The organism is Lysinibacillus sp. FSL K6-0057, assembly GCF_038630885.1.
In the GTDB taxonomy this organism is placed as follows: domain Bacteria; phylum Bacillota; class Bacilli; order Bacillales_A; family Planococcaceae; genus Lysinibacillus; species Lysinibacillus fusiformis_F.
The window spans coordinates 4,453,261-4,479,161 of sequence record NZ_CP152047.1 but is presented as its reverse complement, the minus strand read 5'-3'; the positions used below and the strand labels follow the sequence as shown (position 1 = coordinate 4,479,161).

The 25,901-nt window shown below is 37.5% G+C and carries 22 protein-coding genes and 1 riboswitch; of the genes, 15 read left to right on the top strand and 7 right to left on the bottom strand.

From position 1 onward, the window contains the following. Positions 1-53: 53 nt before the first annotated feature. Positions 54-632: a TetR family transcriptional regulator gene (locus MHB40_RS22390; RefSeq protein ID WP_342441700.1), complete on the bottom strand. Its 579-nt coding sequence runs from the start codon at positions 630-632 to the stop codon at positions 54-56. 201 nt (positions 633-833) lie between these two features. Here MHB40_RS22390 and MHB40_RS22385 point away from each other — a divergent pair, with 201 nt between their 5' ends. The 4 genes from MHB40_RS22385 to MHB40_RS22370 all read left to right on the top strand — a co-directional run bounded on the left by MHB40_RS22385 (position 834) and on the right by MHB40_RS22370 (position 4,452). Next, positions 834-1,004 (top strand): hypothetical protein, encoded by a 171-nt coding sequence (locus MHB40_RS22385; RefSeq protein WP_205445806.1) that lies wholly within the window; start codon positions 834-836, stop codon positions 1,002-1,004. A gap of 71 nt (positions 1,005-1,075) precedes the next feature. Further along, positions 1,076-2,242 (top strand): endonuclease Q family protein, encoded by a 1,167-nt coding sequence (locus MHB40_RS22380; protein ID WP_342441699.1) that lies wholly within the window; start codon positions 1,076-1,078, stop codon positions 2,240-2,242. Positions 2,243-2,351: 109 nt separating this feature from the next. Next, positions 2,352-3,977 carry an S-layer homology domain-containing protein gene (locus tag MHB40_RS22375; protein ID WP_342441698.1) on the top strand — a complete coding sequence of 542 codons (1,626 nt, stop codon included), beginning with the start codon at positions 2,352-2,354 and terminating at the stop codon, positions 3,975-3,977. Between the two features lie 106 nt (positions 3,978-4,083). Beyond that, positions 4,084-4,452 carry an ion channel gene (locus tag MHB40_RS22370; protein WP_342441697.1) on the top strand — a complete coding sequence of 123 codons (369 nt, stop codon included), beginning with the start codon at positions 4,084-4,086 and terminating at the stop codon, positions 4,450-4,452. Between the two features lie 48 nt (positions 4,453-4,500). Here the strand turns inward: MHB40_RS22370 and MHB40_RS22365 are convergent, their stop codons facing one another. Together MHB40_RS22365 and MHB40_RS22360 are read right to left on the bottom strand one after the other, a co-directional pair. Continuing rightward, the gene (locus MHB40_RS22365; RefSeq protein WP_004224435.1) at positions 4,501-4,788 is read right to left on the bottom strand and encodes a DUF2653 family protein; all 288 of its coding nucleotides are present in this window, start codon (positions 4,786-4,788) and stop codon (positions 4,501-4,503) included. Continuing rightward, the gene (locus tag MHB40_RS22360) at positions 4,776-5,240 is read right to left on the bottom strand and encodes a hypothetical protein (protein WP_205445799.1); all 465 of its coding nucleotides are present in this window, start codon (positions 5,238-5,240) and stop codon (positions 4,776-4,778) included. The genes MHB40_RS22365 and MHB40_RS22360 overlap by 13 nt, the downstream gene beginning before the upstream one ends. A gap of 184 nt (positions 5,241-5,424) precedes the next feature. On the opposite strand from MHB40_RS22360, the gene MHB40_RS22355 reads away from it, so the two are divergent. From MHB40_RS22355 to MHB40_RS22310, 10 genes are all read left to right on the top strand, one after another. Next, positions 5,425-6,441, top strand: coding sequence for a YdcF family protein (locus MHB40_RS22355; RefSeq protein WP_342441696.1), 1,017 nt, complete (start codon positions 5,425-5,427; stop codon positions 6,439-6,441). 72 nt (positions 6,442-6,513) lie between these two features. Next, on the top strand, positions 6,514-7,800 hold the full coding sequence (locus tag MHB40_RS22350) for a tetratricopeptide repeat protein (protein ID WP_342441695.1): 1,287 nt from the start codon (positions 6,514-6,516) through the stop codon (positions 7,798-7,800). A 629-nt stretch (positions 7,801-8,429) separates the two neighbouring features. Then, positions 8,430-9,722 (top strand): globin-coupled sensor protein, encoded by a 1,293-nt coding sequence (locus MHB40_RS22345; protein ID WP_342441694.1) that lies wholly within the window; start codon positions 8,430-8,432, stop codon positions 9,720-9,722. 808 nt (positions 9,723-10,530) lie between these two features. Further along, a complete protein-coding gene (locus tag MHB40_RS22340; RefSeq protein WP_342533486.1) occupies positions 10,531-11,925 on the top strand; it encodes a protoporphyrinogen oxidase in 1,395 nt (464 codons plus the stop codon). A 99-nt stretch (positions 11,926-12,024) separates the two neighbouring features. Beyond that, positions 12,025-12,125, top strand: a riboswitch (SAM riboswitch). 89 nt (positions 12,126-12,214) lie between these two features. Further along, positions 12,215-14,062, top strand: coding sequence for a bifunctional homocysteine S-methyltransferase/methylenetetrahydrofolate reductase (locus MHB40_RS22335; protein WP_205445791.1), 1,848 nt, complete (start codon positions 12,215-12,217; stop codon positions 14,060-14,062). Further along, positions 14,055-17,486 carry a methionine synthase gene (metH, locus tag MHB40_RS22330; protein ID WP_342533485.1) on the top strand — a complete coding sequence of 1,144 codons (3,432 nt, stop codon included), beginning with the start codon at positions 14,055-14,057 and terminating at the stop codon, positions 17,484-17,486. The genes MHB40_RS22335 and metH overlap by 8 nt, the downstream gene beginning before the upstream one ends. Before the next feature lie 95 nt (positions 17,487-17,581). Beyond that, the gene (locus MHB40_RS22325; RefSeq protein ID WP_342533484.1) at positions 17,582-18,082 is read left to right on the top strand and encodes an N-acetyltransferase family protein; all 501 of its coding nucleotides are present in this window, start codon (positions 17,582-17,584) and stop codon (positions 18,080-18,082) included. A gap of 109 nt (positions 18,083-18,191) precedes the next feature. After that, positions 18,192-19,223, top strand: a complete 1,032-nt coding sequence (locus MHB40_RS22320) for a fatty acid desaturase (protein WP_205445786.1) — start codon at positions 18,192-18,194, stop codon at positions 19,221-19,223. 271 nt (positions 19,224-19,494) lie between these two features. Continuing rightward, positions 19,495-20,502, top strand: coding sequence for a sensor histidine kinase (locus MHB40_RS22315; protein ID WP_342533483.1), 1,008 nt, complete (start codon positions 19,495-19,497; stop codon positions 20,500-20,502). 16 nt (positions 20,503-20,518) lie between these two features. Continuing rightward, the gene (locus tag MHB40_RS22310; RefSeq protein ID WP_205445782.1) at positions 20,519-21,130 is read left to right on the top strand and encodes a response regulator transcription factor; all 612 of its coding nucleotides are present in this window, start codon (positions 20,519-20,521) and stop codon (positions 21,128-21,130) included. A gap of 45 nt (positions 21,131-21,175) precedes the next feature. On the opposite strand, the gene MHB40_RS22305 is transcribed toward MHB40_RS22310, so the two are convergent. From MHB40_RS22305 to MHB40_RS22295, 3 genes are all read right to left on the bottom strand, one after another. Further along, on the bottom strand, positions 21,176-22,150 hold the full coding sequence (locus MHB40_RS22305) for a proline dehydrogenase family protein (RefSeq protein ID WP_342441689.1): 975 nt from the start codon (positions 22,148-22,150) through the stop codon (positions 21,176-21,178). Between the two features lie 74 nt (positions 22,151-22,224). Further along, a complete protein-coding gene (fetB, locus tag MHB40_RS22300) occupies positions 22,225-22,977 on the bottom strand; it encodes an iron export ABC transporter permease subunit FetB (protein WP_205445779.1) in 753 nt (250 codons plus the stop codon). Next, positions 22,974-23,705 (bottom strand): phosphate ABC transporter ATP-binding protein, encoded by a 732-nt coding sequence (locus tag MHB40_RS22295; protein WP_205445778.1) that lies wholly within the window; start codon positions 23,703-23,705, stop codon positions 22,974-22,976. The genes fetB and MHB40_RS22295 overlap by 4 nt, the downstream gene beginning before the upstream one ends. Positions 23,706-23,799: 94 nt before the next feature. On the opposite strand from MHB40_RS22295, the gene MHB40_RS22290 reads away from it, so the two are divergent. Beyond that, entirely contained in the window at positions 23,800-24,300 is a 501-nt protein-coding gene (locus tag MHB40_RS22290) for a methylated-DNA--[protein]-cysteine S-methyltransferase (RefSeq protein ID WP_205445776.1), read from the top strand. Positions 24,301-24,596: 296 nt separating this feature from the next. Here the strand turns inward: MHB40_RS22290 and MHB40_RS22285 are convergent, their stop codons facing one another. After that, entirely contained in the window at positions 24,597-25,895 is a 1,299-nt protein-coding gene (locus tag MHB40_RS22285; protein ID WP_205445772.1) for an ammonium transporter, read from the bottom strand. Positions 25,896-25,901: the final 6 nt, after the last annotated feature.

Sequence of the window (25,901 nt, the reverse complement as noted above, 5' to 3'; positions counted from 1 at the left end):
TAAGATTAAATGACTGACGTTCAGTCATTTTTAGAATAAAAGAGAACGTCACTTTATGGGTGACGTAGGCCAAGTGCATGATATAGGAAATCGATAAGCTCCAGCTTGAGCAATTTCATTGTTTCATCCTTGCTATCATCAAATAAATAAATTTGTTCGGCAGCAGATTCAATTAGACCAATCATCAGTTTAGCTGAACGAGTTGGATCAATAGAATCACGTATCATTCCTTGTTGCTGGCCAGATAGTAAGAAATGACTCATCCAGTCATAATAGGGAGCATAGATACTTTCCCATTCTTTTAAATGCTCTGTTTGTGCAATACCCGCATAAATAAGGGCAACGATATCTCCATATTCTTTCGTTATTAAGAAAACCATTTCCACAACCTCTTCAAGTTGCTGTTCAAAAGGCCTATGACTTGAAATACCTTCGTCTAAGGTAGCTATAATTCTTTCTACCATATTTTTTGCAATAGCAGGCATAACAGAAAGGCGTGATGGGAAATAAAGATAAAATGTTCCTTGAGCGATCCCAGCAGCTTTAACGATATCTGAAACCTTTGTTTTTTCTATTCCTTTTTCACGAAAAACCTCAATGGCAGCTTGAATAATTTTTTCTTCCTTTGACATGCAATCCCTCACTTTTGCCTTACTTATTTAGTATGTTACAGAATAAGAAAACCAATGTCAACAAAAAAATGACTGATAATCAGTCATTTTTTTTGTTCAATGTTCGTTTGAAACGCCATTATACAATCAGACACCATTATGCGGAGCAGGAGTATATTTTCTATATTTCGGGGAATTTTATGATTGAAAGGATTGATGATCATGAAAGAAATTAAGTTTGCACAATTAGACCCGCAGCAACTCGAAAAAATTAATGAGCTTGAAAAAAAGATTGGTGTGACATTAGTTGCCTATGATGCTTCCTCCACACCATCACATGGTTCTGGCGCTTTTGAGGCAAATAATAGCACTACTCAAAATCATCCATCATAATAAAGTGAGAAATGCCTTGCAGTAATGTAAGGTATTTTCATTTTATAGACGTACTAAAAGGAGTGATTGGATTGAAAGAATTCTATGCGGATTTACATATTCATATTGGACGTACTTCTAGTGGAAGAGCAGTGAAAATTACTGGCAGTAAAACGTTAACATTAGCACGAATTTTAGAGACGGCTAGTGCGAGAAAAGGATTAGATATTATTGGGATCATTGATTGTCACTCCCCAGACGTAATTGAAGAAATGATGGAGATGATTGCACATGGTGAACTGCAAGAACTAAAAGAAGGTGGTCTACGTTTTCAAGAAACAACTTTGATTCCAGGATCGGAAATTGAAATTTATGATCAACATTGTCATGGTCCTATTCATGTGCTTGCTTACTTTCCTACACTAAAGCTTATGAGGCAGTTCTCAGACTGGATGTCACAACATATGAAAAATATCCATTTAAGTTCACAGCGTATTTATTGTGACGGCCAGACCTTGCAGCAAAAGGTGCATGAATTGGAAGGGATTTTTATCCCTGCACATGTATTTACACCATTTAAAAGCTTGTTTGGCAAAGGGGTCCGTCGTAGTTTAACTGAAGTCTTTGATCCACACCTGATCGATGGCATTGAACTAGGTTTAAGCTCTGATACAAATATGGTAAGTCATATCAAAGAGTTACAAGCATATACATTCGTTAGCAATTCTGATGCTCATTCGCTTGGAAAACTGGCAAGAGAGTATCAGAAGTTACGATTAGCAGAAGCGAATTTTGTGGAATTAAAAATGGCCCTACATGAGCAACAGGGGCGAGCGGTAATAGCTAATTATGGCTTAAATCCTTTGCTTGGCAAATATCATCAAACAGTTTGTGCAAAATGTAGTGAACAGCTAAGTAAAGAAGCTGCGGTTTGTACAGTCTGTGGAAGTACTCAAATCATCAAGGGAGTAGCTACACGTATACAGGAGTTATCTGAAGATATCCCCAATGAGCGAAATAGACCACCTTATATTCATCAGGTACCACTTGATTTCATTCCAGGTGTTGGACCTAAAATGATGGAACGTTTAATCGAAGCATTTGGTACAGAAATGAATATTTTGCATCGTGTAACAGTAGATCAACTTGAACAAATTGTGCCACGTAAAATAGCCCAATTAATCGATTTAGCGAGAACGGGTCAATTAGCCATCGAAGTTGGTGGAGGTGGAATTTATGGAAAGATACAGATTGACTAGATAAAAAATGAAAAGTTTCAAAAAGATTGTTGTAATTTAACCTATTTTTAACGCTCCTCTAGTAAAATAGTGAAAACAATGACTATTTTATAAGTGGAGGAGAGAGTAAATGCGATTATCAAAGAAATTTCGTTTTTTAGCCTCAAGTATATTGGCTTTGCAATTAGCTATACCTGTAGCAGCTAATGCAGAAGAAATACAAGGTGACCACATAGCACCAAGTTGGGTTGTACAGACCGATTATGTTGCACTTGGTGATTCATTAGCGCATGGGATGAATGAAGTAGGTGTAATTGGATTAGGTTATACCGATTTTATTGCACAGGCTTTACAGCAAGATGGTTTCCTTACTTCTTTTAATAAGGGCTTTGCTATGTCAGGCTACACAACTAAAAATGTTTTAGCAGATCTACAAAATGATGTAGCAAAAACAGTGACTGGTTTCGGTTATACAAAGGAACAAGCAAAGTTACGAGCTTCTATTAAAGAAGCTGAAATCATCACATTAACAGCTGGAGCAAATGATTTATTGCCAATATTAAAAGAATCTCAAGCAACGGGCATTGACACTGTGGCTATCATAAAAGCTTCTAAAGAAGCTGTATCGAACATTGCTACTATTCTATCTGAAATCAAAAAGATTAATCCACAAGCTGAAGTATATGTGATGGGCTATTATAATTCCTTCCCATACTATAGTGAGAGCTTACAAAATCAATTTAAACTGTTATTAGCTACATTGAATTCAACAATCAAAACAACGACTGAAAAAGCAGGCGCTATTTTTGTTCCTACATATGATGTTGTTGCAAAGGATGTTGCTAACTATCTACCAAACCCAGAAAATATTCATTTAAGTGAAGCTGGTTATTTAGCGGTAGCAAATGAAGCATTTTTACCAATCATTAAAACAAGCTCTTTATGGGATGTAACGCAGGCTATTGGAGTAGAAATAAAAGATCGTACAACGGTAGAGGTTAGTTGGCAAGAAGCGACAGATAATGTAGGCGTGGCAAATTACAATGTCTATGTGAATGGAAAATTAACTTCAACATTAAGTGCTGATACTACTACGATTACGCTCGAAGATTTAACAGAAAATACAGCCTACAATGTATCCATCAAAGCAATCGATGCTGCTGGTAATGAAAGTGTTCAAAATCCTACAGTTACTTTCACTACGAAAGGAACAGTAAGTTTTACAGATACACAGAATCATTGGGCAAAAGACTATATTCAAAAAGCAGCAGATACGGGTATAATGAATGGCTATACAGATGGGACATTTAGACCTGAGAGTAGTGTTACACGTGCCCAAGCTGCAGCTATTCTTGTAAGAAGTTTAGGCTTAACTACAGAAGAAAAAGCACCATTTACTGATATTACAAATTATGATGCAGCAACACAGTCAGAAATTGCGGCTGCATATGTACATGGTCTTATCAAGGGAACGGGTGGAAAATTTAAACCTGGACAGCCTGTGACACGTGCTCAATTAGCTTTAATGATTCATCGCGCCTATGAGCAGCAATTTAATCAGCCGTATATTGCAAAAGGTGATGTGCCATTTGCAGATGTAGCTTCATATAATGCAGAAACAAAACGTGCAATCACAATGCTGTATGAGTTAGGAATCGTGACAGGGGATGGAGAGAAGTTCTTACCAGAGGCTGTCACAACAAGAGGTCAAGCAGCTAAAATATTTACAAACCTTAGTCAGCACCTCATTCAATAATAATTAAAAGGTAGGGGGAGTGTCACCTCTACCTTTTGACGTTTTCGTAAAAAACGAAGTATAGTCTAACTATGCTGTTGAACGTCCATCGATAAAGGAGAATGGGATGCTGTCATTTATATTATCTGCTAAAAGATTAGTAAAAGGTTTGTGGAGGTCCTTTAAACGTCCACAGTTCATATCATTATTTACTACACTATTCTTAATCATTCTATCAGGAACTCTATTCTACAAGGGGACAGAAGGGTGGTACTGGTTGGATGCCATGTATTTTGCTGTAGTGAGCTTGATTCCAACAGGTGTAGAAACAGGGCTATACCCAACAACAGCTTATTCTAAAGTATTTACAATGATCTATTTAATTGTTGGTACAGGAGTCATGTTTATCATGTTATTAATGCTGGGCCGCTCTATCGTAGATTTTTCTCTTAATGAGGAAGAAAAAGAAGAGGTTAAAAAACGTTTGAAAAAGTAAAATAGCAGTACAATGAATCTTTTGGACGATTCATTGTACTGCTATTTTTTATGATAGTTTGGCAATAATGCCTTCTTCGTCATCTAAAACAAGCTCAATCCCTGTCGAGAATGGATCACCATGCAAAACATCCTTGATCCAAACACGTAAGGCACCAATCATGGCTGCTGTATTAAGCACTTCTATTTGACCATTAACTTCAACCTCTGCACCAAAGCCTGCGTCATCTTCGTAAGTCAATTCAACAAGAACATCCTCTGGGCGAATGTTTTGATAATAGGCTTGAGATAAACAAATAGCATTAATAATATCTTGTTCGTTGATTATTTGTGCCATTGTGCTTCCTCTTTGCGCTTTTTATCTTTAAACATATTCATTATTTTTACAACAAGCATTACAATAACCGCAATTGCTGCCACGTTAATAAGTAAACCTAAAATATTCCCCAATATCCCCATACCACCAAATAGACTACCGAATAATAAACCAGCAAGTCCACCAAGCATTAATCCTTTCATCAGACCGCCTGAGAAAAAGCCACCTTTTTTAGTAGTATCTGCTTTATTAGTAGATGTTGAGTTGTTTTTATTTGTTGTTGCATTGTTTTGATCTTTAGAAGTATCCTTCGATTTTTGGATATTCGAGCTATTATTGTTGTTAGAGAAGCCTTTTTTACCCGATTTATACGATTTTGCTTCTGCCGTTGGTGTATCAGTAATAAATAATGTTGCACCAACAGTTGAAAATATCAGTGTCGCTGCAAAAAGAGCGGCAAGAATTTTTTTCATTACATACATTCCTCCAATATAATTTTGAATTTAATCATAAACTAGTTCTTATATAGTAATATTACATGAACTATATTAAAAAATAAAACAAACGCTTTCAATAATTGAGCTATATCAAAAAATATGAACAAATAGTGGCAGATGTAATGATTGTGGAAATTATGCAATAGAAAGGAGTGAAACGATGCTACTAACTTTATCAATCTTCATCACCATTTTTATCATTTTGTACTTAACAGAAAAAAGGCGCTTCCTCAACGCGGTAGCTCTTGGTCTGATAGGTATATATATTGTCAGAGCGCTTATTATTCATTATCCTTTATTGCTGCCAAATAATCAGGGAATTATTTCTGAAATGGGGATATTTATTATATTAGGAAGCTTTCCAAGCATTATGTTTATTTTATCGATAGCCATGTTTTTCAATAGTAAAGTATTATTAGAAAAGGAAGGGCGTAAATTTCGTAATTTAATGTTAGCCATATTGGGGCTAAGTTTTGTTATTATGATGATATGGTATGTATTTGTCATTTTTATTCAAATTGAAAATGTATTTTGGCATATTCTTTTCTTCTATGCGTTTTTGATTTTTGGCTATACAATGTTCTTATATACTAGTGTCCTTGCTTATGCGACATTGTATCATTTTACACCTATACGTTATGAACCAAATTACATCATTGCATTAGGCTCAGGGTTAATTGGCGATAGAGTACCTCCGCTTTTAGCAAGTCGCTTAGATGAAGCAGTAAAGCAATATATAAAGTATGCGAAGAAGCCTTTTATCATTGTCTCTGGCGGTCAAGGAAATGATGAAAAGGTATCAGAAGCATTTGCAATGAAACAATACTTAATAGAAGTTCATCATATTCCGACTGACAAGATTCTAATGGAAGATCGTTCAGCCAATACAGAACAAAATATGATCTTTTCAAAGAAAATGATGGACCACCATTCTCCTGAAGAGAAGTATCGTTCCATTTTTGTTACGAATAATTTTCATGTGTTTCGCGCAAGTATTTATGCTAGGAAAGCAGCATTAGATGCCGAGGGCGTTGGCTCAAAGACAGCTTTTTACTATGTTCCCAATGCATTTACGCGAGAATTTATAGGTTTATTAGTAATGTATAAATGGACCCATATCACAGTATTTTTAATTATTACGCTATTCGTAGGCTTACTATTGAGAGCATATGTGTAACCAAACTTCAACTGTCTTCCATATAATAGTGGCAAGGCAGTTTTTTTACATAGTGTGCAAGGGAGGAAAATAATGTACGAGCAAATTTTAGCCAAGCGAAATAAAGAACGAATAGATTCCCTACAAAATCTTACACAAACAGAAGATCCATGGTTTGCTCAAAATATAAAATTACTTACATTCGCTGAAATTAACCTAACAGCCTTGCAGAAAATTCTGTATCAAGTAGTGCGGGGGCTATTAAAAGAACAGCAACAGCGCCATTTGCAGATTGTCCATACAGCACAATCTCAATCCATACAGGAGAATGTATTAACGCTGTTAGCAGAATATGATGATGTCTTACGTGATGCCATATCCCAGCCTATCTATATACTTATCTGGCAAATTTCTTCGCTAGAAAAGTTAAAAAACAGTATAGAAGTAGTAGATGATGTGCTTGATATTGTCGAGTGGTACTTTTGCCATCAAGATGAACAAATCGCTATTTTAGATGAAGAGGATTTAGATCATGAGGTCATTATTGATTTGTATAAAGAGGCGGTTGAAGAGCAGGATGGAGATGCACAATATCAACTGGGAGAATATTATAATTCTAGAGAGGGTAAACATTTTCAACCAGAAAAATCATTGAAATGGTTTGAGCTAGCAGCAGCTCAAGGAAATGCAGATGCTCAATATGTGATGGGGAATTTTTGCTTTGGGGGCATAGGTATGGAGGAGAATTATTCCCTTGCCTTTTCATACTATGAAAAAGCGGCTTTACAGGGACATGCGGATGCCGCCAATAATTTAGCGGATATGTACTTTAATGGCGAGGGCGTACCAACGAATTATACATTAGCAAAAAAATGGTTTGACTATGCTGCAAAAAAGAATGTGGCAGAGGCAATGTTTACGTTAGGCATTATTTATGAGCAGGGGTTAGGCGTTGAGATAGATGTGGAAGCAGCTTTTAATGCCTATAAAAAATCAGCTGAGGCAGGGTATGTCGAAGCACAATATCGACTTGGTGGAATTTATTTAGAGGGGCGCTTAGGTCAAGCGAAAGATGTCAATCGTGGACTATTTTGGTATGAAAGAGCTGCGGAACAATATCATGTAGATGCCTTTTATGATTTAGGCTATATATGGAGTAATGGTCTAACAGGAATACGCAATATTGAAAAAGGTATTCATTGGTTTAAGCAGGCTGCCCTTCAAGGGGATGTGGATGCCAAGTTACAATTAGGACATATTTTCAATAAAGATAAAGGAATAGATAGAAATCTGAAAGAAGCTATCAAATGGTATGGACTCGCAGCAGATGCTGGCTCCGAAGAAGCGGCTAAAATATTACAGGAACTTAAAGGTTTGTAAATTTAGTGTTAAAAAGTATAGGTTTTTAGAATGATTTATACAGCAGTAGCGAATGGGTCTTTTAGTCTTGTAATGACTACTGTTTATGGGTATGTAGATAGATGTTAGTTGAGGGTAAAAAATATTAATATAGTGAAAATTAAAGATAACCAATAAAAAAATAGAATAAATATAAAACAAGTAAGCATAATAAACAAAAAAATGGTTAAAAAAGCTACCGAATAGTATTGTGGTAGCTTTTTTATTGTTTAGTACGGTTTATTTAACAACAAGGACTTTTTATACATTTTATGTAAAATAATGGTATTAATAAGATTGACAGCCATTTATAAAATGATTAATGTATATGAGTGATTTTGAAAAGAAGCATACGTAAATAAATTTACTGCTAGTCATGTAGTGACTATATCTGTTTGTTGAGAACAAATGACCTTATGAGGATTGAACAAATGGGTACTCGACACACTTTTGGAGGCAGTGTGTCATTTGAAATTGTACGAACCGATGTAACCATTAAATCTGGCCAAAGTTATTTTATCGGTATTTTTTCATGTATTCATCAATATGTTAAAAGGGATTTGATGTTTCTCAGCCTGATGAAAGTAAACGGAATGAAAGAGGGAAGATGTGTGATTTTTCAAAAACAGAGAAAGACGAAGGTATTGGATTTACAGCAATACACAGTGAAAATGGATTTGTCTTCTCGCCAATCAATGGCGAAGCAAATTGATATGCTGAACTTAACGAAGAAAGACTTACAATATTTAAAAGCTTTCCAGCCATATGTTATGGACAATGTAGATCACATCGTAAACCGTTTTTACAACATGATAGGAACAGAGCATCATTTGGTAGATATTATTAGTCATCATAGTTCTGTAGAAAAGCTTAAAGTAACATTACGGCAGCATATTATTGAAATGTTTAACGGAACCATTGATGAGTTGTATTACCAAAGACGTGTAAAGATTGCAAAGGTGCATGTCCACATTGGGCTTAGAACACAGTGGTATATCTGTGCATTCCAAGATTTATCGATATCATTTATTGATTTAGTCGAAAAAAATATAGAGTTTCCACAAGATCAATTCAATACGATCAGAGCTATATCGAAAATTTGTAATTTTGAGCAACAACTTGTTTTAGAAGCTTTTGAAAACACGGTGGAACAGCTGAAGGAAAAAATGGTGCATGAAAAAGATGCGATTGAACGACAAATTGTAGATTCTTCGGAAGCTCTTGCAACAATCTCGCAGGAAACAAATGATTCATTTTGCTGCTTAAGCAAACAATCTGACGAAATTAAACAATTGGCCAAAAAATCACTCGAAGTGTCTACATTGGCTGAAAATCAAGCACTTGAGGGTCGCGAACGTTTAAAAAATCAATCACAAAATATGCTCAATATTATTCATTCTCTTCATGATATAGAAGAAAATATTGAACAATTATCAGGTATGTCTAGGGAAATGGAAACAATCATGAGTGTTGTGACCAATATTGCGAATCAAACGAATCTGTTGGCTTTGAATGCTGCAATTGAAGCAGCACGCGCTGGGGAAGCAGGGAAGGGCTTTAGTGTAGTGGCTGACGAAGTGCGTAAATTATCGATTCAAACAAAAGAATCAGTTACAGCGGTTGCTTTGTTATTGAAAAAAACGGGTGAACGAACCGAGAAATTAGAGCATTCTTTGACAAATATTCAAGATGAAGTAGCAGCTGGTGAGGAAAATATGTTACAAACTGAAGGTCAATTTACGAGTATATTGGGAGCCATGACAGAAGCAAAAGATCAAAATGATTGTATGGCAACGAAAATACAAGCAATTGTAGGCATATTAAGTGAATTAGGCACTTCATTTACTGAGGTAACGAATTCAGCAGAAAAATTAGCGAACTTTGCGCAAAATTTAAAAGGATAGACTACTAACATTTACATCTATTTGTATTTTTAGAAGTATTAAACACTATAGTACCTATTAAAATGTTTGTTGTGTAAATATTGCAATAGAGGATGGATCTTTTAGAGATTCAGAAAGCAAGAGCTATTTCACTGATGAAATAGCTCTACATGTTGTTGAAAAAAGAGGATGTCAACGGCAGAAAAGGCAACTTTGCAGGGTGAGGGGTTGATTTCCGTTCCGCCAGCGTCCTTTCCAGGGGGCGTCCGAGGAGCCGCTTCACTCACTTCCGTTCGTTCCAGGGTCTCCTCTGTGACGCTAAATCCCCTAGGAGTGACGCTGGCTCCACTCCAATCATCCATTCTGCAAAGTGTCTTTACTTTTTTTCATAGTAGCATAGCGATCAAATCGCCTATTATCTGTATTCTTAGCGGGGATAAGCTCTTATTTTCAGTGTGGAGAAGTGATGCGTGACAACACCTCTTCATAAAGAGTAGTGAGCACCTTCACTTTATTTGAAAACCTTTGCTAAAAAGTTAGTGGGTTGAAGTGGAAGGCTACTTGACTCCCGTGGGATAGCGAGACAGGCGAAACCCTGCACGGAGCGGTAGCGGAGGAAGCGATTCGGCGCTCGCCCACAGGAAAGCAAGTAGACTGCAACGGAAATCCATTTCTACCTTTCAATTGACTGTTTTGTTTTTCAACACTAAGGAGAGCTATTTCACTGATGAAATAGCTCTATTTTTGCTAAATTTGTAAAGGGTTTAACGTAATTTTCAATGAAAAAAAGATTATACTGTAGAAAGAACTAAAAATAGGGGCGGTTACTATGAAAACAGTTGTTGTTTTAGGCGGCGGAATTACAGGACTATGTACAATGCATTATTTACAACGTCAAGTGAAGGAGAATAATTTAGATGTTCGTCTAGTGCTTGTAGAAAAAAATACATATTTAGGAGGCAAATTATATTCAGCACATGAACAAGGTTTCATCATGGAAACAGGTGCTGATTCTATTGTAGCCCGTCATCAAGGCGTTATGGAACTCGTACAGGAGCTTGATTTTGAAGCGGAGCTAGTTTACAACGAAACAGGTATTTCTTATATTTATACGAATAATGAGTTACACGCTATACCAACAGATTCAACATTTGGTATACCGATGAGTTTGGCATCCTTAGAAGAAAGTACACTTATTTCAGAGCAAGGAAAAAAAGAAGCGTTAAAGGATTTGACATTACCTAACAACGGCTTCACAAAGGAAAGTTCAATAGGAGAATTTTTAACTTACTATTTAGGGGAGGAACTGGTGAAAAATCAAATTGCACCAGTACTTGCAGGTGTTTATTCAGGAGATTTACATCAGCTTTCCATTGGCTCTACTTTACCGTATTTAATTGATTATAAGAATAATTATGGAAGTATTATTAAAGGATTTGATGCGAATCGTGAGCAATTTGTTAAAGCAGCGAACAAAAAATTTATATCCTTTAAAAATGGTTTATCTTCTTTAATTGATCGACTTGAACAAACATTATCAGATGTAGAAATCATCAAGGGCGTTACTACTCTAAATGTTCAAAAACAAGATAAAAACTACACAATTTCCTTAGCTAATGGTGAAAATATTGAGTCAGATTATGTCGTTTTAGCATTACCGAATGATGCTGTTCAAAATCTACTACAGGATGAATCTTTAAACCGCTATTTTGACCAATTTACGACAGCGTCAGCCATTACCATCTATTTAGGCTTTGATGTGCCAGACTCTAGATTGCCAGCAGATGGAACGGGCTATATTGTTTCGCATAATTCGGATGTTACTTGTAATGCAGCAACCTGGACGAGTCGTAAATGGAAGCATACATCGAAAGAACATAAATTACTTGTACGACTCTTTTATAAGAGCATCAATCCAGCCTATGAGCAACTACGTGCCATGACGGATGAAGAATTGGCAGCTGTAGCTTTAGAAGACGTGAGGAAAAGCCTAGGAATTGAGGAACAGCCAACAGTTGTGAATGTAACAAAATGGATTGATCAAATGCCTAAATATGATCTAGCTCATCGTGAAGCGTTACAAGGATTACTACAGGAATTACATGAAAAGTATCCACATTTATCGATTGCTGGGTGCTCATATTTTGGCGTAGGTATCGGTGCTTGCATTCAAAACGGGAAAAAAATTGGTGAAGAGCTTGCGAAGGAACTTGCCAATTTCTAAGGTTTTAAGTGGAAAAAAACTTTGTTATGTGAAATAGTCTTGACTCATTCGTCAGTAAACGATATGATTCTTTTAATTATTTAAAAAATTCATACTTAATTCTTATCAAGAGAAGCAGAGGGACTGGCCCATTGAAGCTTCAGCAACCAACTTTATTGTCAGGTGCTAAATCCAGAAGACCGTTGAGTCGAAGATGAGAAGGAACAACAATGATGAATCGTTAAAGCCTTCTTTTTTTATGAAAGAAGGCTTTTTATTATATAGAGACATAGGAAGAGAGGCTAGTTTTATGGGATTGCTTGAAAGGTTAAAAACGCATGTATTGACAGCAGACGGTGCAATAGGCACAGTGCTATATGGCTATGGATTGGAGTATTGCCATGAGGAAATGAATGTTCAGAGACCTGAGTTAATTGAAAAGATTCATAGAGAATATATTGCAGCTGGTGCTGACATCATTCAAACGAATACGTACGGTGCAAATGCCATTAAATTAGCTCGCTATGGATTAGAATCACGGGTCCAACAATTTAATGAAGCGGCTATTACCATTGCAAAACGAGCAGCGGCAGATGGCGGTCAATTTGTCTTAGGGACAATTGGAGGTATTCGAGGAATTCGTAAAAGTGATGCAACATTAGATGAAATATTAGCGACAGTTGAAGAACAGGCAAATGTTTTACTTGCAGGAAATCCAGACGGCCTTTTACTTGAAACCTATTATGATTTTGAAGAATTAACTGCAACCTTAAAGATGCTACGTGCCAAAACAAATTTACCGATTATTGCACAAGTATCTATGCATGAGCCTGGTGTTTTACAAAATGGAATGTCTTTAAATAATGCCCTGCATGAGCTAGAAACACTCGGTGCAGATATCGTGGGTGTCAATTGTCGACTAGGTCCACATCATACGATTCAAGCATTTGAAGGTGTAGAACTTCCTAACAAGGCATTTATGTCTGCCTATCCGAATGCCTCACTTCTTGACTTAGAAGATGGACGTGTCGTTTATGAATCAGAATCGGATTATTTTGGTCGAGCGGCTGTCGAATTACGTGATCAAGGCGTACGCTTAATAGGGGGCTGCTGTGGTACGACACCGAAACATATTGCAGCAGCAAAGAAGTATTTAGAAGAGTTATCACCGGTTCAGGAAAAGCATGCGAAACCTGAAAAGATTGAGATTGTTCGTGAAGCAGAGCCACCAAAGTATGAGCCTCTTCATGAAAAAGTAAAACGTGAACGCTCTGTCATAGTAGAATTGGATACACCTAGACATTTAGAGATTGATGGGTTCCTTGAAGGAGCAAAGCAACTGTATGATGCAGGTGCAGATGTAGTCATGATGGCAGACAATTCACTGGCCTCTCCACGTATTAGCAATATTGCAATGGGAGCATTGTTAAAGAGTACACATGGTGTACGCCCACTAACACATATTACATGTCGAGACCGTAACTTAATTGGTCTACAATCGCATTTAATGGGATTAAATGCTTTAGGTATTCATGATGTGTTGGCCGTTACAGGTGATCCAACAAAAGTTGGAGATTTCCCAGGTGCGACAAGTGTTTATGATGTATCTTCAATGGAGTTAATCCAATTAATTAAGCAGTTAAATGAAGGGGTTTCTTTCTCAGGCAAGCCACTTCGTAAAAAAGCAAATTTTTCAGTTGCTGCTGCATTTAATCCAAATGTCCGTGTGTTAGATCGTGCTGTGACACGCTTAGAGAAGAAAATTGAGCATGGAGCAGACTACTTCATTTCTCAACCAGTGTACACGAAAGAAAAAATTGTAGAAATTTATGAGGCAACAAAGCATTTACAAGCACCAATTTACATCGGCATTATGCCTGTTACGAGTTATAAAAGTGCTGAGTTTTTACATCATGAAGTGCCAGGTATCAAATTATCCGAAGATGCCTTAGCAAGAATGAAGGCATGTGGGGAAGATAAGGAACGGGCAACATTGGAGGGAATTGCTATTGCCAAAGAATTAGTAGAAGTGGCTGCGCAATATTTCAATGGTATTTACCTTATTACACCGTTTTTACGTTATGATGTGACCCTAGAGTTGATGAAATATATAGAGCAATTGGATGAACAGAAAAAAGGAGTAAGTATACATGGCTAAGCACTCGATTGAAGAGCAACTAGAGAAACGTATTTTAATTCTTGATGGCGCAATGGGAACAATGCTACAAAACGAAAATTTATCAGCAGAGGATTTTGGTGGCGAGGAGCTTGATGGCTGTAATGAAAATCTTGTCCTTACTAGACCTGATGTCATTGAGAAAATTCATCACAAATACTTAGAGGCAGGCGCAGATATTATTTGTACAAATACATTTGGTGGGACGCCTCTTGTGTTAAATGAATATGATCTTGGCGCAAAAGCCGAAGAAATTAATAAGCGTGCAGTGGAAATTGCTCGCCAAGCAGTGGATAGTTATTCGACATCGGATTGGCCACGTTTTGTCGCAGGGGCTATGGGACCAACAACAAAAACGTTATCAGTTACAGGTGGTATTACATTTGATGAGCTAGAGGAAAATTTCTTTGTACAGGCAAAGGCATTAATTGAGGCAGGAGCCGACGTTCTGTTATTAGAAACAAGTCAGGATATGCTCAATGTCAAAGCAGGCACCCTAGGCGTAAAGCGTGCTTTTGAGAAAACTGGGAAAGAACTACCAGTCATGATTTCTGGAACAATAGAACCAATGGGTACGACACTTGCAGGGCAAACAATTGATGCCTTTTATATTTCAATCGAGCATATTAAACCATTATCAGTTGGCCTAAACTGTGCGACAGGACCAGAGTTTATGACAGATCATATTCGTTCATTAGCAGAGCTTTCAACAGGCTATATTAGCTGTTACCCGAATGCAGGCTTACCAGATGAAGAAGGATGTTATCATGAATCACCAGAATCGCTATCGCAAAAGTTAAAAGGTTTTGCAGATAAGGGTTGGCTTAATATTGTAGGTGGATGTTGTGGAACGACTCCAGCTCATATTGCAGCCATTCGCGAGGTTTTAAAAGATGAACAACCTCGTCAATTACCTGAAAAAACACATGGTCATGCGGTATCGGGAATCGAACCCTTATTGTATGACGATTCTATGCGTCCGTTATTTATCGGGGAGAGAACAAATGTTATCGGCTCTCGTAAATTTAAGAATTTGATCATTGATGGAAAGTTTGAGGAGGCAGCAGAGATTGCACGTGCACAAGTAAAAAATGGCGCACATGTTATCGATATTTGTTTAGCCAACCCTGATCGTGATGAATTAGCCGATATGCGTGGATTTATGCAGGAGGTTGTAAAAAAGGTTAAGGTGCCTCTTGTGATTGACTCGACTGATGAAAAGGTTATTGAGGAAGCGTTAAAGTTTTCTCAAGGGAAAGCCATCATTAACTCTATTAATCTTGAGGATGGTGAAGAACGATTTGATGCAGTAATGCCACTCGTGAAGAAGTACGGAGCCTCATTGGTAGTTGGAACCATTGATGAGATAGGAATGGCCGTTGATCGTCATCGCAAGCTTGAAATTGCTGAACGTTCCTATAAACTATTAACTGAGAAATGGGGACTTGCACCGGAGGATATCATTTTTGACCCGTTGATGTTCCCTGTAGGAACTGGGGATGAACAGTATATTGGTTCAGCCCTTGAAACGATTGAAGGCATTCGTCTCATCAAAGAAAAATTGCCGCAGACATTGACGGTACTTGGCGTAAGTAATATCTCATTTGGTTTACCACCAGTTGGCCGTGAAGTACTGAATGCTGTCTATCTCTATCATTGCACACAGGCAGGCTTAGATTATGCCATTGTGAATACAGAGAAACTGGAGCGTTATGCATCCATTCCTGAAGAGGAAATTAAACTTGCAAATGACTTGCTATTTAATACAAATGATGAAACATTAGCTGTGTTTACAGATTTTTATCGTGATAAAAAGAAGGAAAAAACGGAAGCGGATATTCCGAAAACGGTTGAAGGTCGTTTAGCTTACTATATATTAGAAGGTACCAAAGAAGGCCTAATAGAGGATTTAGATGCTGCACGAGAAATCTTTGAGGCACCGCTGGATATTATTAATGGCCCTTTAATGGAGGGCATGGCTGAGGTAGGTCGATTATTTAATGATAACCAGCTCATTGTAGCGGAGGTTTTACAATCAGCAGGTGTAATGAAGGCCGCTGTTGCTCATTTAGAGCAATTCATGGAGAAGGATGAAGAGAGTGCTGGTAAAGGGAAAATGGTACTTGCTACCGTAAAAGGTGATGTCCACGATATTGGGAAAAACCTTGTTGATATTATATTAAGTAATAATGGCTATAAGGTTGTCGATTTGGGCATTAAAGTAACGCCTGCCCAATTGATTGAAGCGATTCGTAAGGAAAAACCAGACTTTATTGGGCTGTCAGGTTTACTAGTGAAATCAGCGCAACAGATGGTCATTACTGCTCAGGATTTTAAAGAGGCGGGGATTGATGTACCTATTTTAGTTGGTGGAGCTGCACTTTCTCGACGTTTTACTGAAACAAAAATTGCAGATGAATATGGCGGTCCTGTTATTTATTCAAAGGATGCCATGCAAGGCTTAGAGCAAGCTAATTTATTAATGGGTGAGGGGACACGTGCAAATTTCTTAGCAGAAATTGAAGAATCCCGTCAAAAACGTTTAGAGGCTGATGAAAAAAGAGCTGCTCGTCCTGCAAAAGAGGTAACAATAAAGCCTGTACGAACAGTAAAGGGAGCGCCAGTATTTTTACCAGCCGATTTACGACGTCATGTAAAAAAAGACTACTCCGTATCGCATTTATATCCTTATGTTAATATGCGTACATTACTGGGACACCATTTAGGCTTGAAAGGGCAAGTTCAGCAATTGCTTGAAGCGGGCGATTCAAGAGCAACAGAGCTAAAGGATTTAGTAGATGATTATTTAAAAAGTGATCTATTAAAGCCATCAGGTTTGTATCAATTTTTCCCTGCTCAAGCAGATGGTGATGATGTCGTTGTGTATGATCCGGCTGATAGTAAGATAGAAATTGAACGTTTTACCTTCCCTCGTCAGCAGGTTGAACCATTTTTATGTCTTGCAGATTTCTTAAAAACAGTAGAGAGCGGTGAAATGGACTATATTGCGCTCATGGTAGTAACAGCAGGTCAGGGAGTTATGGCTAAAGCTCGCCAGTTAAAAGAGGATGGGAAATTCCTTGAAAGCCATGCCTTACAATCGACTGCATTAGAATTAGCAGAGGGCTTTGCTGAACGTATGCATCAGGAAATTCGTGACCAATGGGGCTTCCCTGATGCAACAGATTTCACTATGAGAGATCGTTTTGCAGCAAAATATCAGGGACAACGTTTTTCATTCGGTTATCCTGCATGTCCTAACTTGGAGGATCAAGAAAAACTATTCGGCTTATTAAAACCCGAGGATATTGGCGTTCATCTTACAGAAGGCTTTATGATGGAGCCAGAAGCATCTGTATCTGCAATCGTTTTTGCTCATCCTGATGCTCGCTACTTCAATGTTTAAGACATAAAATAGGAGGAGATAGATAGTCAATGCCATGACTGTCTATCTCTATTTCATTGCGGATGATGACAATTTGGTTAAGGGAAGTGAGCAGGATGATTCGATTCATGGAAGAAAAAGATATACCTGAGGTTTTGGACATCTATAATGATATTATTTTAACAAGCAAGGCGGTCTATCGATATGATATACAAACTTTAGATGAAAAAGTACAATGGTTTAAGGAGCAACGAGTATTAGATAATCCTTTGCTTGTATTTGAGGAAAATGGGCTTGTCGCTGGCTTTGCTACCTATAGTCAATTCCGTCCTTATCCAGGTTATCAATATACAATGGAGCATTCTGTCTATGTGCATAAAGAGCATTATCAAAAAGGGATTGCGACAAAGCTTATGCACAAGCTGATAGCGATTGCTGAAGAAAATGGTGTGAAAACGCTTGTCGCTGGCATTGATGGAGAAAACATTGGTAGTATTAAAGCACATGAAAAATTAGGTTTTGAATATGCGGGAACAATCAAAAATGCAGGTTATAAGTTTGAGCAATGGCTAGACCTTGTGTTCTATCAATTGCATTTGACTGGACCGAAATCATAAAAGGATATGACAAATGTCATATCCTTTTTGTGATGTTTGCGTCTGTTGCTGACTTGTACTCTTGTTTTATGATGAGGTCATAAGAAAAAAAGAAACGAGGGAGTAAAAGATGGCAACTATTAAAGAAAAAACAAAAAAGTTACGCCAAGATGTAGCGCCATTTGCTAAATCAGATACGCGTAAAAGTGTTTTTCAGATTATAAATACAATTGTTCCGTTAATTGCATTATGGGTGGCTGGTTACTTGTTAGTGGATGTATCACCTTGGCTAACAGTCGGCTTAAGTGCCATTTCAGCAGGTTTTGTCGTACGAACTTTTATTATTTTTCACGATTGTACACACGGGTCATTTTTCAAAAGTAAAAAGGCAAACGACTGGGTTGGATTTTTTACTGGGGTGCTAACATCATTCCCCTATGAAAAATGGAAACGTGAGCATACAATTCACCATGCAACAAGCTCAAACTTAGACAAGCGTGGTATTGGTGATATTGATATGATGACAGTGGAAGAATATATGCAAGCCTCAAAAGGTCAACGTCTATGGTATCGCTTTTATCGTAATCCATTTGTGATGTTTGGTTTAGGCCCACTTTATATGGTACTTGTTTTAAATCGCTTTAATCGTAAGGATGCTAAGAAGAAGGAACGTTTAAACACAATTTTAACGAATATCGTCATGGTTGGAATTTGTGCAGCTTTAATTTTCTTCATGGGCTGGCAAGCGTTTTTATTAGTGCAAGGCGTTACTTTATTTATTGCTGGTTCTTTAGGAATTTGGTTATTTTACATTCAGCACACATATGAAGATTCTTACTTTGAACATGATTCTGAGTGGGATTATGTTAAAGCCGCAGTAGAAGGTAGCTCGTATTATAAATTGCCAAAAATTTTACAATGGGTAACAGGGAATATTGGTTTCCACCATGTTCACCATTTAGCCCCTCGTGTACCTAACTATAATCTTGAAAAGGCACACAATGAAACACCGCCATTACACATGGCAACAACGATTACTTTACGCACAAGTTTAGAATCACTACGTTACAAGTTATATGATGAAGAACAAGGTAAATTTGTTACGTTTAAAGAGGTAAATGAAATTATAAAACGCAAAGCAAGAGGCAGTATTGCCGCTTAGTTGATAACAGCCATCTCTGCAAGGGAGATGGCTGTTTTATGTAAAGAGAAGAGTCTTAGTCAAAGCGTGTACAGGCATAAATTTAATTTTCTTGTTATAATAAGGGAAAAGTAGGAAAGAGCGTGAGATTATGTTGAGGAAATGGCATAGTATTATTCCGAATAGTCCTATGCTCAGTGTATATTTGTGGATTATTTTTTGTTTCCTACCGTTTTTCTTCATTTTTAGGAAATCATCTTATATTGAAATCTCGATAGGGATTACGTTTTTAATGCTTTATTTTATTTTCTATCGATTTTCCATGAATTCGAAAAGCGGTTTAGTTTATATGTGGATCAGCTTTGAAATGGTCATCAATATTATCATGACCATCTTATATGGCTATGTGTATCTATCCATTTTCACAGCATTTTTTATTGGCAATATCCGAAGACCCGTCGGCTTTTATATTATGTATGGTCTACATATTGGGTTTACAGTTATTTCTACCGGAGCTGGCTTCTTTGTGGAGCTTCACCTATTTTTATCGCAGCTACCTTTCGTTGTGTTAACCATTTTAGCTGTTGTCCTTTTACCGTTAACGATTTATTCCAAAAATAAACGTGAAAATTTAGAGGGGCAGTTGGAAACGGCCAATGAACGGATTGCTGAGTTAATTGTTTTTGAGGAGCGACAACGGATAGCTCGAGATTTACATGATACATTAGGGCAAAAATTGTCCATGATTGGTTTGAAGAGTGATCTAGCTTCTAGGTTGATTGAACGAGATCCTCAGCAGGCTTTGATTGAGATTAAGGATATACGCCAGACGGCAAGTATTGCTTTAAAAGAGGTTCGGGAATTAGTGTCAGATATGCGCACGGCAAAATTTGAAGATGAGTTAATGCGTATTTCACAAATACTAAAGGCGGCTGAAATGGAGTTTGTCTTTGAGGGTGATAAAAACGCATTGCAAGTTCCACCACTTGTAGAAAATGTTTTATCTATGTGCTTAAAAGAGGCGGTTAATAATGTTGTTAAACATAGTGGGGCAACAAAATGCGAAATTGCTTTCCATCAAAATTTTAAAGAAGTTTACTTAGTAGTGCGCGATAACGGACAAGGCATTACGAAAAAACAAGCATGGAGAACTGGTAACGGATTGAAAGGAATGCGGGAACGTTTAGAGTTTATTAATGGGTCCTTTAAAATTGAAAGTGTTGAGGGCACTACATTAACGGTAACTATCCCAGTAGCTATTACGCATCAGAATGTCAAAGACAATCTGAAGAACATATAGAAAAGAGGATTGTGACATGATACGAATTGTGATTGCTGAAGATCAGGGGATGCTATTAGGCGCGCTTCGCTCTTTACTTAGTATGGAGGAGGATATGGAGGTCGTTGGCTTAGCAAAAAATGGTGAGGAAGCATTGATGCTTGTGGAAGAGCATCGACCTGATATTTGTATTATGGATATTGAAATGCCAGTTAAAACTGGACTAGACGCTGCAGAAGAAATACATAGCACTGGCTCAGATTGTAAAGTTATTATTTTAACTACATTTGCTAGACCAGGTTATTTCGAGCGTGCTAGAAAAGCGAGTGTAAGAGGCTATTTATTAAAGGATAGCCCTATAGAGGAGTTAGTAAGTGCAATCCGTACAATAATGGATGGTAAACGTATTTATGCGCCAGAGCTCGTTGATTTTGTCTATGAAGATGATAGTGAGAACCCTTTGACGGAGCGAGAGAGTCAGGTACTGACACTTGTGGCAGAGGGCAAGACGACAAAGGAAATTGCTGCAGAGCTGTTTTTGTCTGCTGGAACGGTTCGTAACTATATTTCAACGATTTTAGAAAAATTAAATGTTGGCAATCGAATTGAGGCCATTGCGCGCTTTAAGGAAAAAGGATGGAATAAATAAAATGAGAACCTTATCGCATCATAAGCGACAAGGTTCTTTTTAATTTTACTTTTTGCTTTTTGTTAAACGTCCCAGAACGAATGCACCTGCTGCTACTGCAAGAACTGTATTCGTTTTTTTCGTAAATACTTGTTTTGTGACAAGGTTAAGATTTTGAGGACGCTCAGCTAAACGGCGCATGAAATAGCCGTACCAATCTTCGCCGAATGGCACGTACACACAGAAGTTATAGCCTTCTTTTGCAAGTTCTTTTTGCATATCAGTACGGAAACCATATAGCATTTGGAATTCGAATTTATCTAGTGGGATATTATGATCAGCTACAAAGCGTTTTACGTGCGCAATAATATTGTGATCATGTGTTGCGATTGACGTAAATTTGCCGTTTAGTAGGTGATATTCAATTAACTCAATAAAGTTTAAATCAATATCTAATTTATCTTGATAGGCCACTTCTACTGGCTCTTTATAAGCACCTTTTACAATACGTAAACGGTAGTCCTTGAATTTTTCAATATCGTCTTTTGCACGGTAGAAGTATGACTGGATGACTGTACCAACATTATTAAATGTTTTAGATAATTCTTCCACCATATCAAAGGATGTTTGTAGACGGCCATAGTCTTCCATATCAAAGTTAACAAAGATATCATATGAAGCGGCTTTTTCTACAATTTCATACAGATTGTCATAACAAAAATCAACATCAATATCTAAACCTAATTGAGATGGCTTTAAAGAAACATGTGCAGCTACACCGTTTTCATGAATAGCTTCAATCACAGCAAGGATTTTTTCTTTAGCAGCAGTTGCTTCTTCTTTACTTGAAACAAATTCACCTAGGTTATCTACTGTACAAGAAATATTATGTGCATTTAGTTCTTTGATGCTTGCAATTGTTTCTTCGATATTTGTACCAGCTACTACACTTTGTGCTCCTAATTTTAGGCCATATTTCTTTGCAGCACTATTTAATAGTTGGTTCTCAGATAAATGGATGAAAAAATCGCGTAATAACATGGTCATTCTCCTAACTGCATTTTCTTTTTAGTATAACATAAATTATTTAAACTATATTCATTTCAGCCTAACAATTATTTCATTTCAAGTAATTGCATACGTTCATTAAATAGCGCAGGATAGCTTAAAAAACCAATCATAATACTGGATAATGTTGCAGTTGTTAAGAGAGCAAAGATGATTAAAAGTTGAAATTGGACCGCATGAATAGGGTCAGCTCCCCCGATAATCTGACCACTCATCATACCTGGTAGCTGTACTAAGCCGATTGTTTTTTGACTCTCAATAGTAGGAATCATACTAGCTTTTATGGCATTAATCAATTGGCGATGAATCGCTTGTTTTGGAGTGCCACCTAGCGATAAAATTAGTTCCATTTGATCTTTCTGACTAGTAATTTCAGCTATAAAACGATTTAAGAATAAAATGGATAGCACCATGGAATTACCGATTAACATCCCGCTAATAGGGATGATATACTGAGCAGTTGCTGGAACAATTTTAAAGCCTAGCAAGACACCTTGTGTAACCATTTCTATCACAATAAGCGTAAGTGCTATTTTCCAGGTGATCCCTTTTATACCTGTTCCTTTTTTCCTTGCATTGAAGGTCGCAACGATAATCATTAGCGCTACCATAAGAAAAATATAGATGTAACTATTTGCGTCAAAGACAAATTTTAATATATAGCCGACAGCAAGCAATTGAAAGATGGAGCGCAATGTTGCAATGAGCGTATCTTTTTCAAGCTCTAACTTTAATATTTTGGATAAGAGTAAAGGAATACAAACAAAAATTAATGTCAGTGATAAAGCTGTATAGGTCATTTGTTTACCCCCTGTACAAACTCTGCAACACGTGGATTCGTTGGTGCACTGAGCAAAGTACTTTTACCAGTTTCAATTAACTCCCCATTCATCATAACCCATGTATAGTGACCAATCGTTAATGCTTGTTGCAAATTATGCGTAATCCAAATCATGGTGACATTGTATTTTTTATTAATGGTGACAATCAATTTTTCTATGTCCTGTACGGATTGACGATCCAGGGCAGATGTTATTTCGTCTAATAATAAAATAGAGGATTGATTGATAAGCGTCCGTGCAATAGATACCTTTTGACGTTGTCCGCCTGATAGTTCATTTGTAGATTGATGTAAGAAGCTTTCGTTTAACCCAACGTCCTCTAAATATTGAACAGCCTCCTGTTGCGAAAGTTTTTGTCCTTGCAGTGTACGGGGAAGGGCAAGATTCTCTAACACTGTACCTGCTAGCATAGGAGCTGCTTGTAAAGCAATGCCAACATGTCTTCTTAAAGCTGTAGGCTCATATGTAGAAATAGGCTGATTATTAACGAGTATATGCCCATTTGTTGGTGAAAGAAGGCCATTACATAATTTAAGTAACGTTGTTTTACCAGCACCAGAAGGGCCAACGAGAGTGGTGATTTGCCCTTTTGGAAATGACCCAGTAATTGACTTTAAGATCATTTTATCATTTACTGAAAAATGAACTTGTTGAAAGTGAATGGCAGGCTCATATAACGTATTCATCTATTGAAACTCCTTTGTTATAGTCAATAAAATAACTGTAGCATGAAATGACTGGAAGTTGCAGTTGAAATAGAAGAAAGAAGGGGATTTGGGAATGGAAATATTGTATTTCGATACATTAACGTATGCACAAGGTGATATGTATGTAGTGGCTTCAGACAAAGGCCTTGTTTATATAGGCACCCCCAATGCATCATTCGATGAAGTGCAAGATTGGGCTAAAAAACCCTTTAAAGGATATTGCTTTGAAGAGAGTTCAGAAAAATTGCAACCATATAAAGATCAGCTAACAGCTTATTTTAAGAAGGAACTTACTGAGTTTGACCTGCCAATCCATGTGAAAGGAACAACATTTCAATTAGCAGTTTGGGATGCTTTAAAGGAATTACCCTATGGAACAACAACGTCCTATGGAAATATTGCACAACGCATTGGTAATCCGAAAGCAGTTAGAGCTGTAGGGACTGCAATTGGAGCAAACCCAATACTAGCGATTATTCCATGTCATCGCGTCATTGGCAAAAATGGTCAATTAACAGGCTTCAGAAGTGGACTAGCTATGAAGCAGTTTTTACTTGAATTAGAGAAGGAATAGATCGATTGAAGCGAAATAATTTATTATAGAAGGTAATCGGTTGCTAAATTAAAGGAAAAGAGCGGTTCAAACAAAGGAAAGAGCACTTTTGGTAAGGAAAAGAGCGGTTCTAACAAAGGAAAGAGCGCTTTTGCTAAAAAATTGATCGCTTTTAGCAAAATAAAGAGCACTTTTTCTATAGATTCGATCACTGCAAACAAAGAAACTTGCCTCCTCCGTAAATGAACAAGGTAGGAGTTCACCAAAAAGAAATCTGCCCCACTATCCAAAGATAAAGGAGCAGATTTTTCTATTTGCTATACATGTTGTTCTTCTTGAACATTATTCTGTGTTTTACCGAAATGTGTTAAACGATGAGCAAAGGTTTCTCCTCGTACAGCAGAGCTTTTGAAAATATCTTGGTATTCATAGGCAGGCGTTCCGTGTTCCATTACATCTAACCCAGCAATTTCTTCTTCAGCCGTTACGCGTAGTGGAATAAATGCTTTGATGATCAATAAGCCAACTGCTACTGATACACTAACCCAAGCAATAGTTGCAATAACACCGATTGCTTGAATACCAAATAGACCAATACCACCGCCGTAGAATAAGCCTTGACCTCCAACATCAAATAGACCAACTGCCAGTGTTCCCCAAATACCACAAATACCATGAACAGCAATCGCTCCAACAGGATCATCAACTTTTAGTTTCCACTCTAGGAAGCGTACTCCTTCGACAAGTAGGGGTGCAGCAATTAAGCCAATGATAAGCGAGCCAAAAATGCTGACATTTGCTGCACCAGCAGTAATCCCTACAAGCCCTGCTAATGCGCCATTTAATGTAAGTGAGCCATCGATATGTCCGTAACGGAATTTTGTATAGAAGGCAGTAGCCACTACACCAGCTGCTGCTGCAAAAAATGTATTGGCAATAACACTAGGAACTAGCTCTGGATCGGCAGCTAACGTAGAAGCACCATTGAAGCCGAACCAACCAAACCAAAGTAAAAATACGCCTAAGGCTCCTAATGGAATACTGTGTCCTGTAATAACATTTACTCGACCATTTTCATATTTACCAAGTCGCGGTCCAACCATGACAGCTGCGACAAATGCTGCCACAGCACCTGTTAAGTGGACAACTGTCGAGCCAGCAAAGTCAACAAAACCTAAATCTGTTAACCAACCTTGCCCACTCCAAACCCAGTGGCCTACTACAGGATAAACAACTAAAGACATAAGTATAATGATTCCGACATAAGCAAAAATATTAGTACGTTCTGCCACAGCACCCGATAAAATAGTTGCTCCTGTTGCAGCAAACATTGTTTGGAAGATAAAGAAGGAAAGATCATCCACCCCTTTTAAAGCAAAGCCACTAGTGCCGAAAATGCCACCTACTGTGTCGCCAAACATAATGGCGTAGCCACATAAAAAATAGACGATGCCACCTAGGGAAATGGTAAGGAAATTTTTCATGATGATATTGACTGCATTTTTCGAGCGGGTAAAACCTGCCTCGACCATGGCAAAACCTGCGTGCATAAAGAATACTAAAATAGTGCCAAGCATCACCCAAATTAAATTAACAGATAATAGTACTTCATCCATCTATAT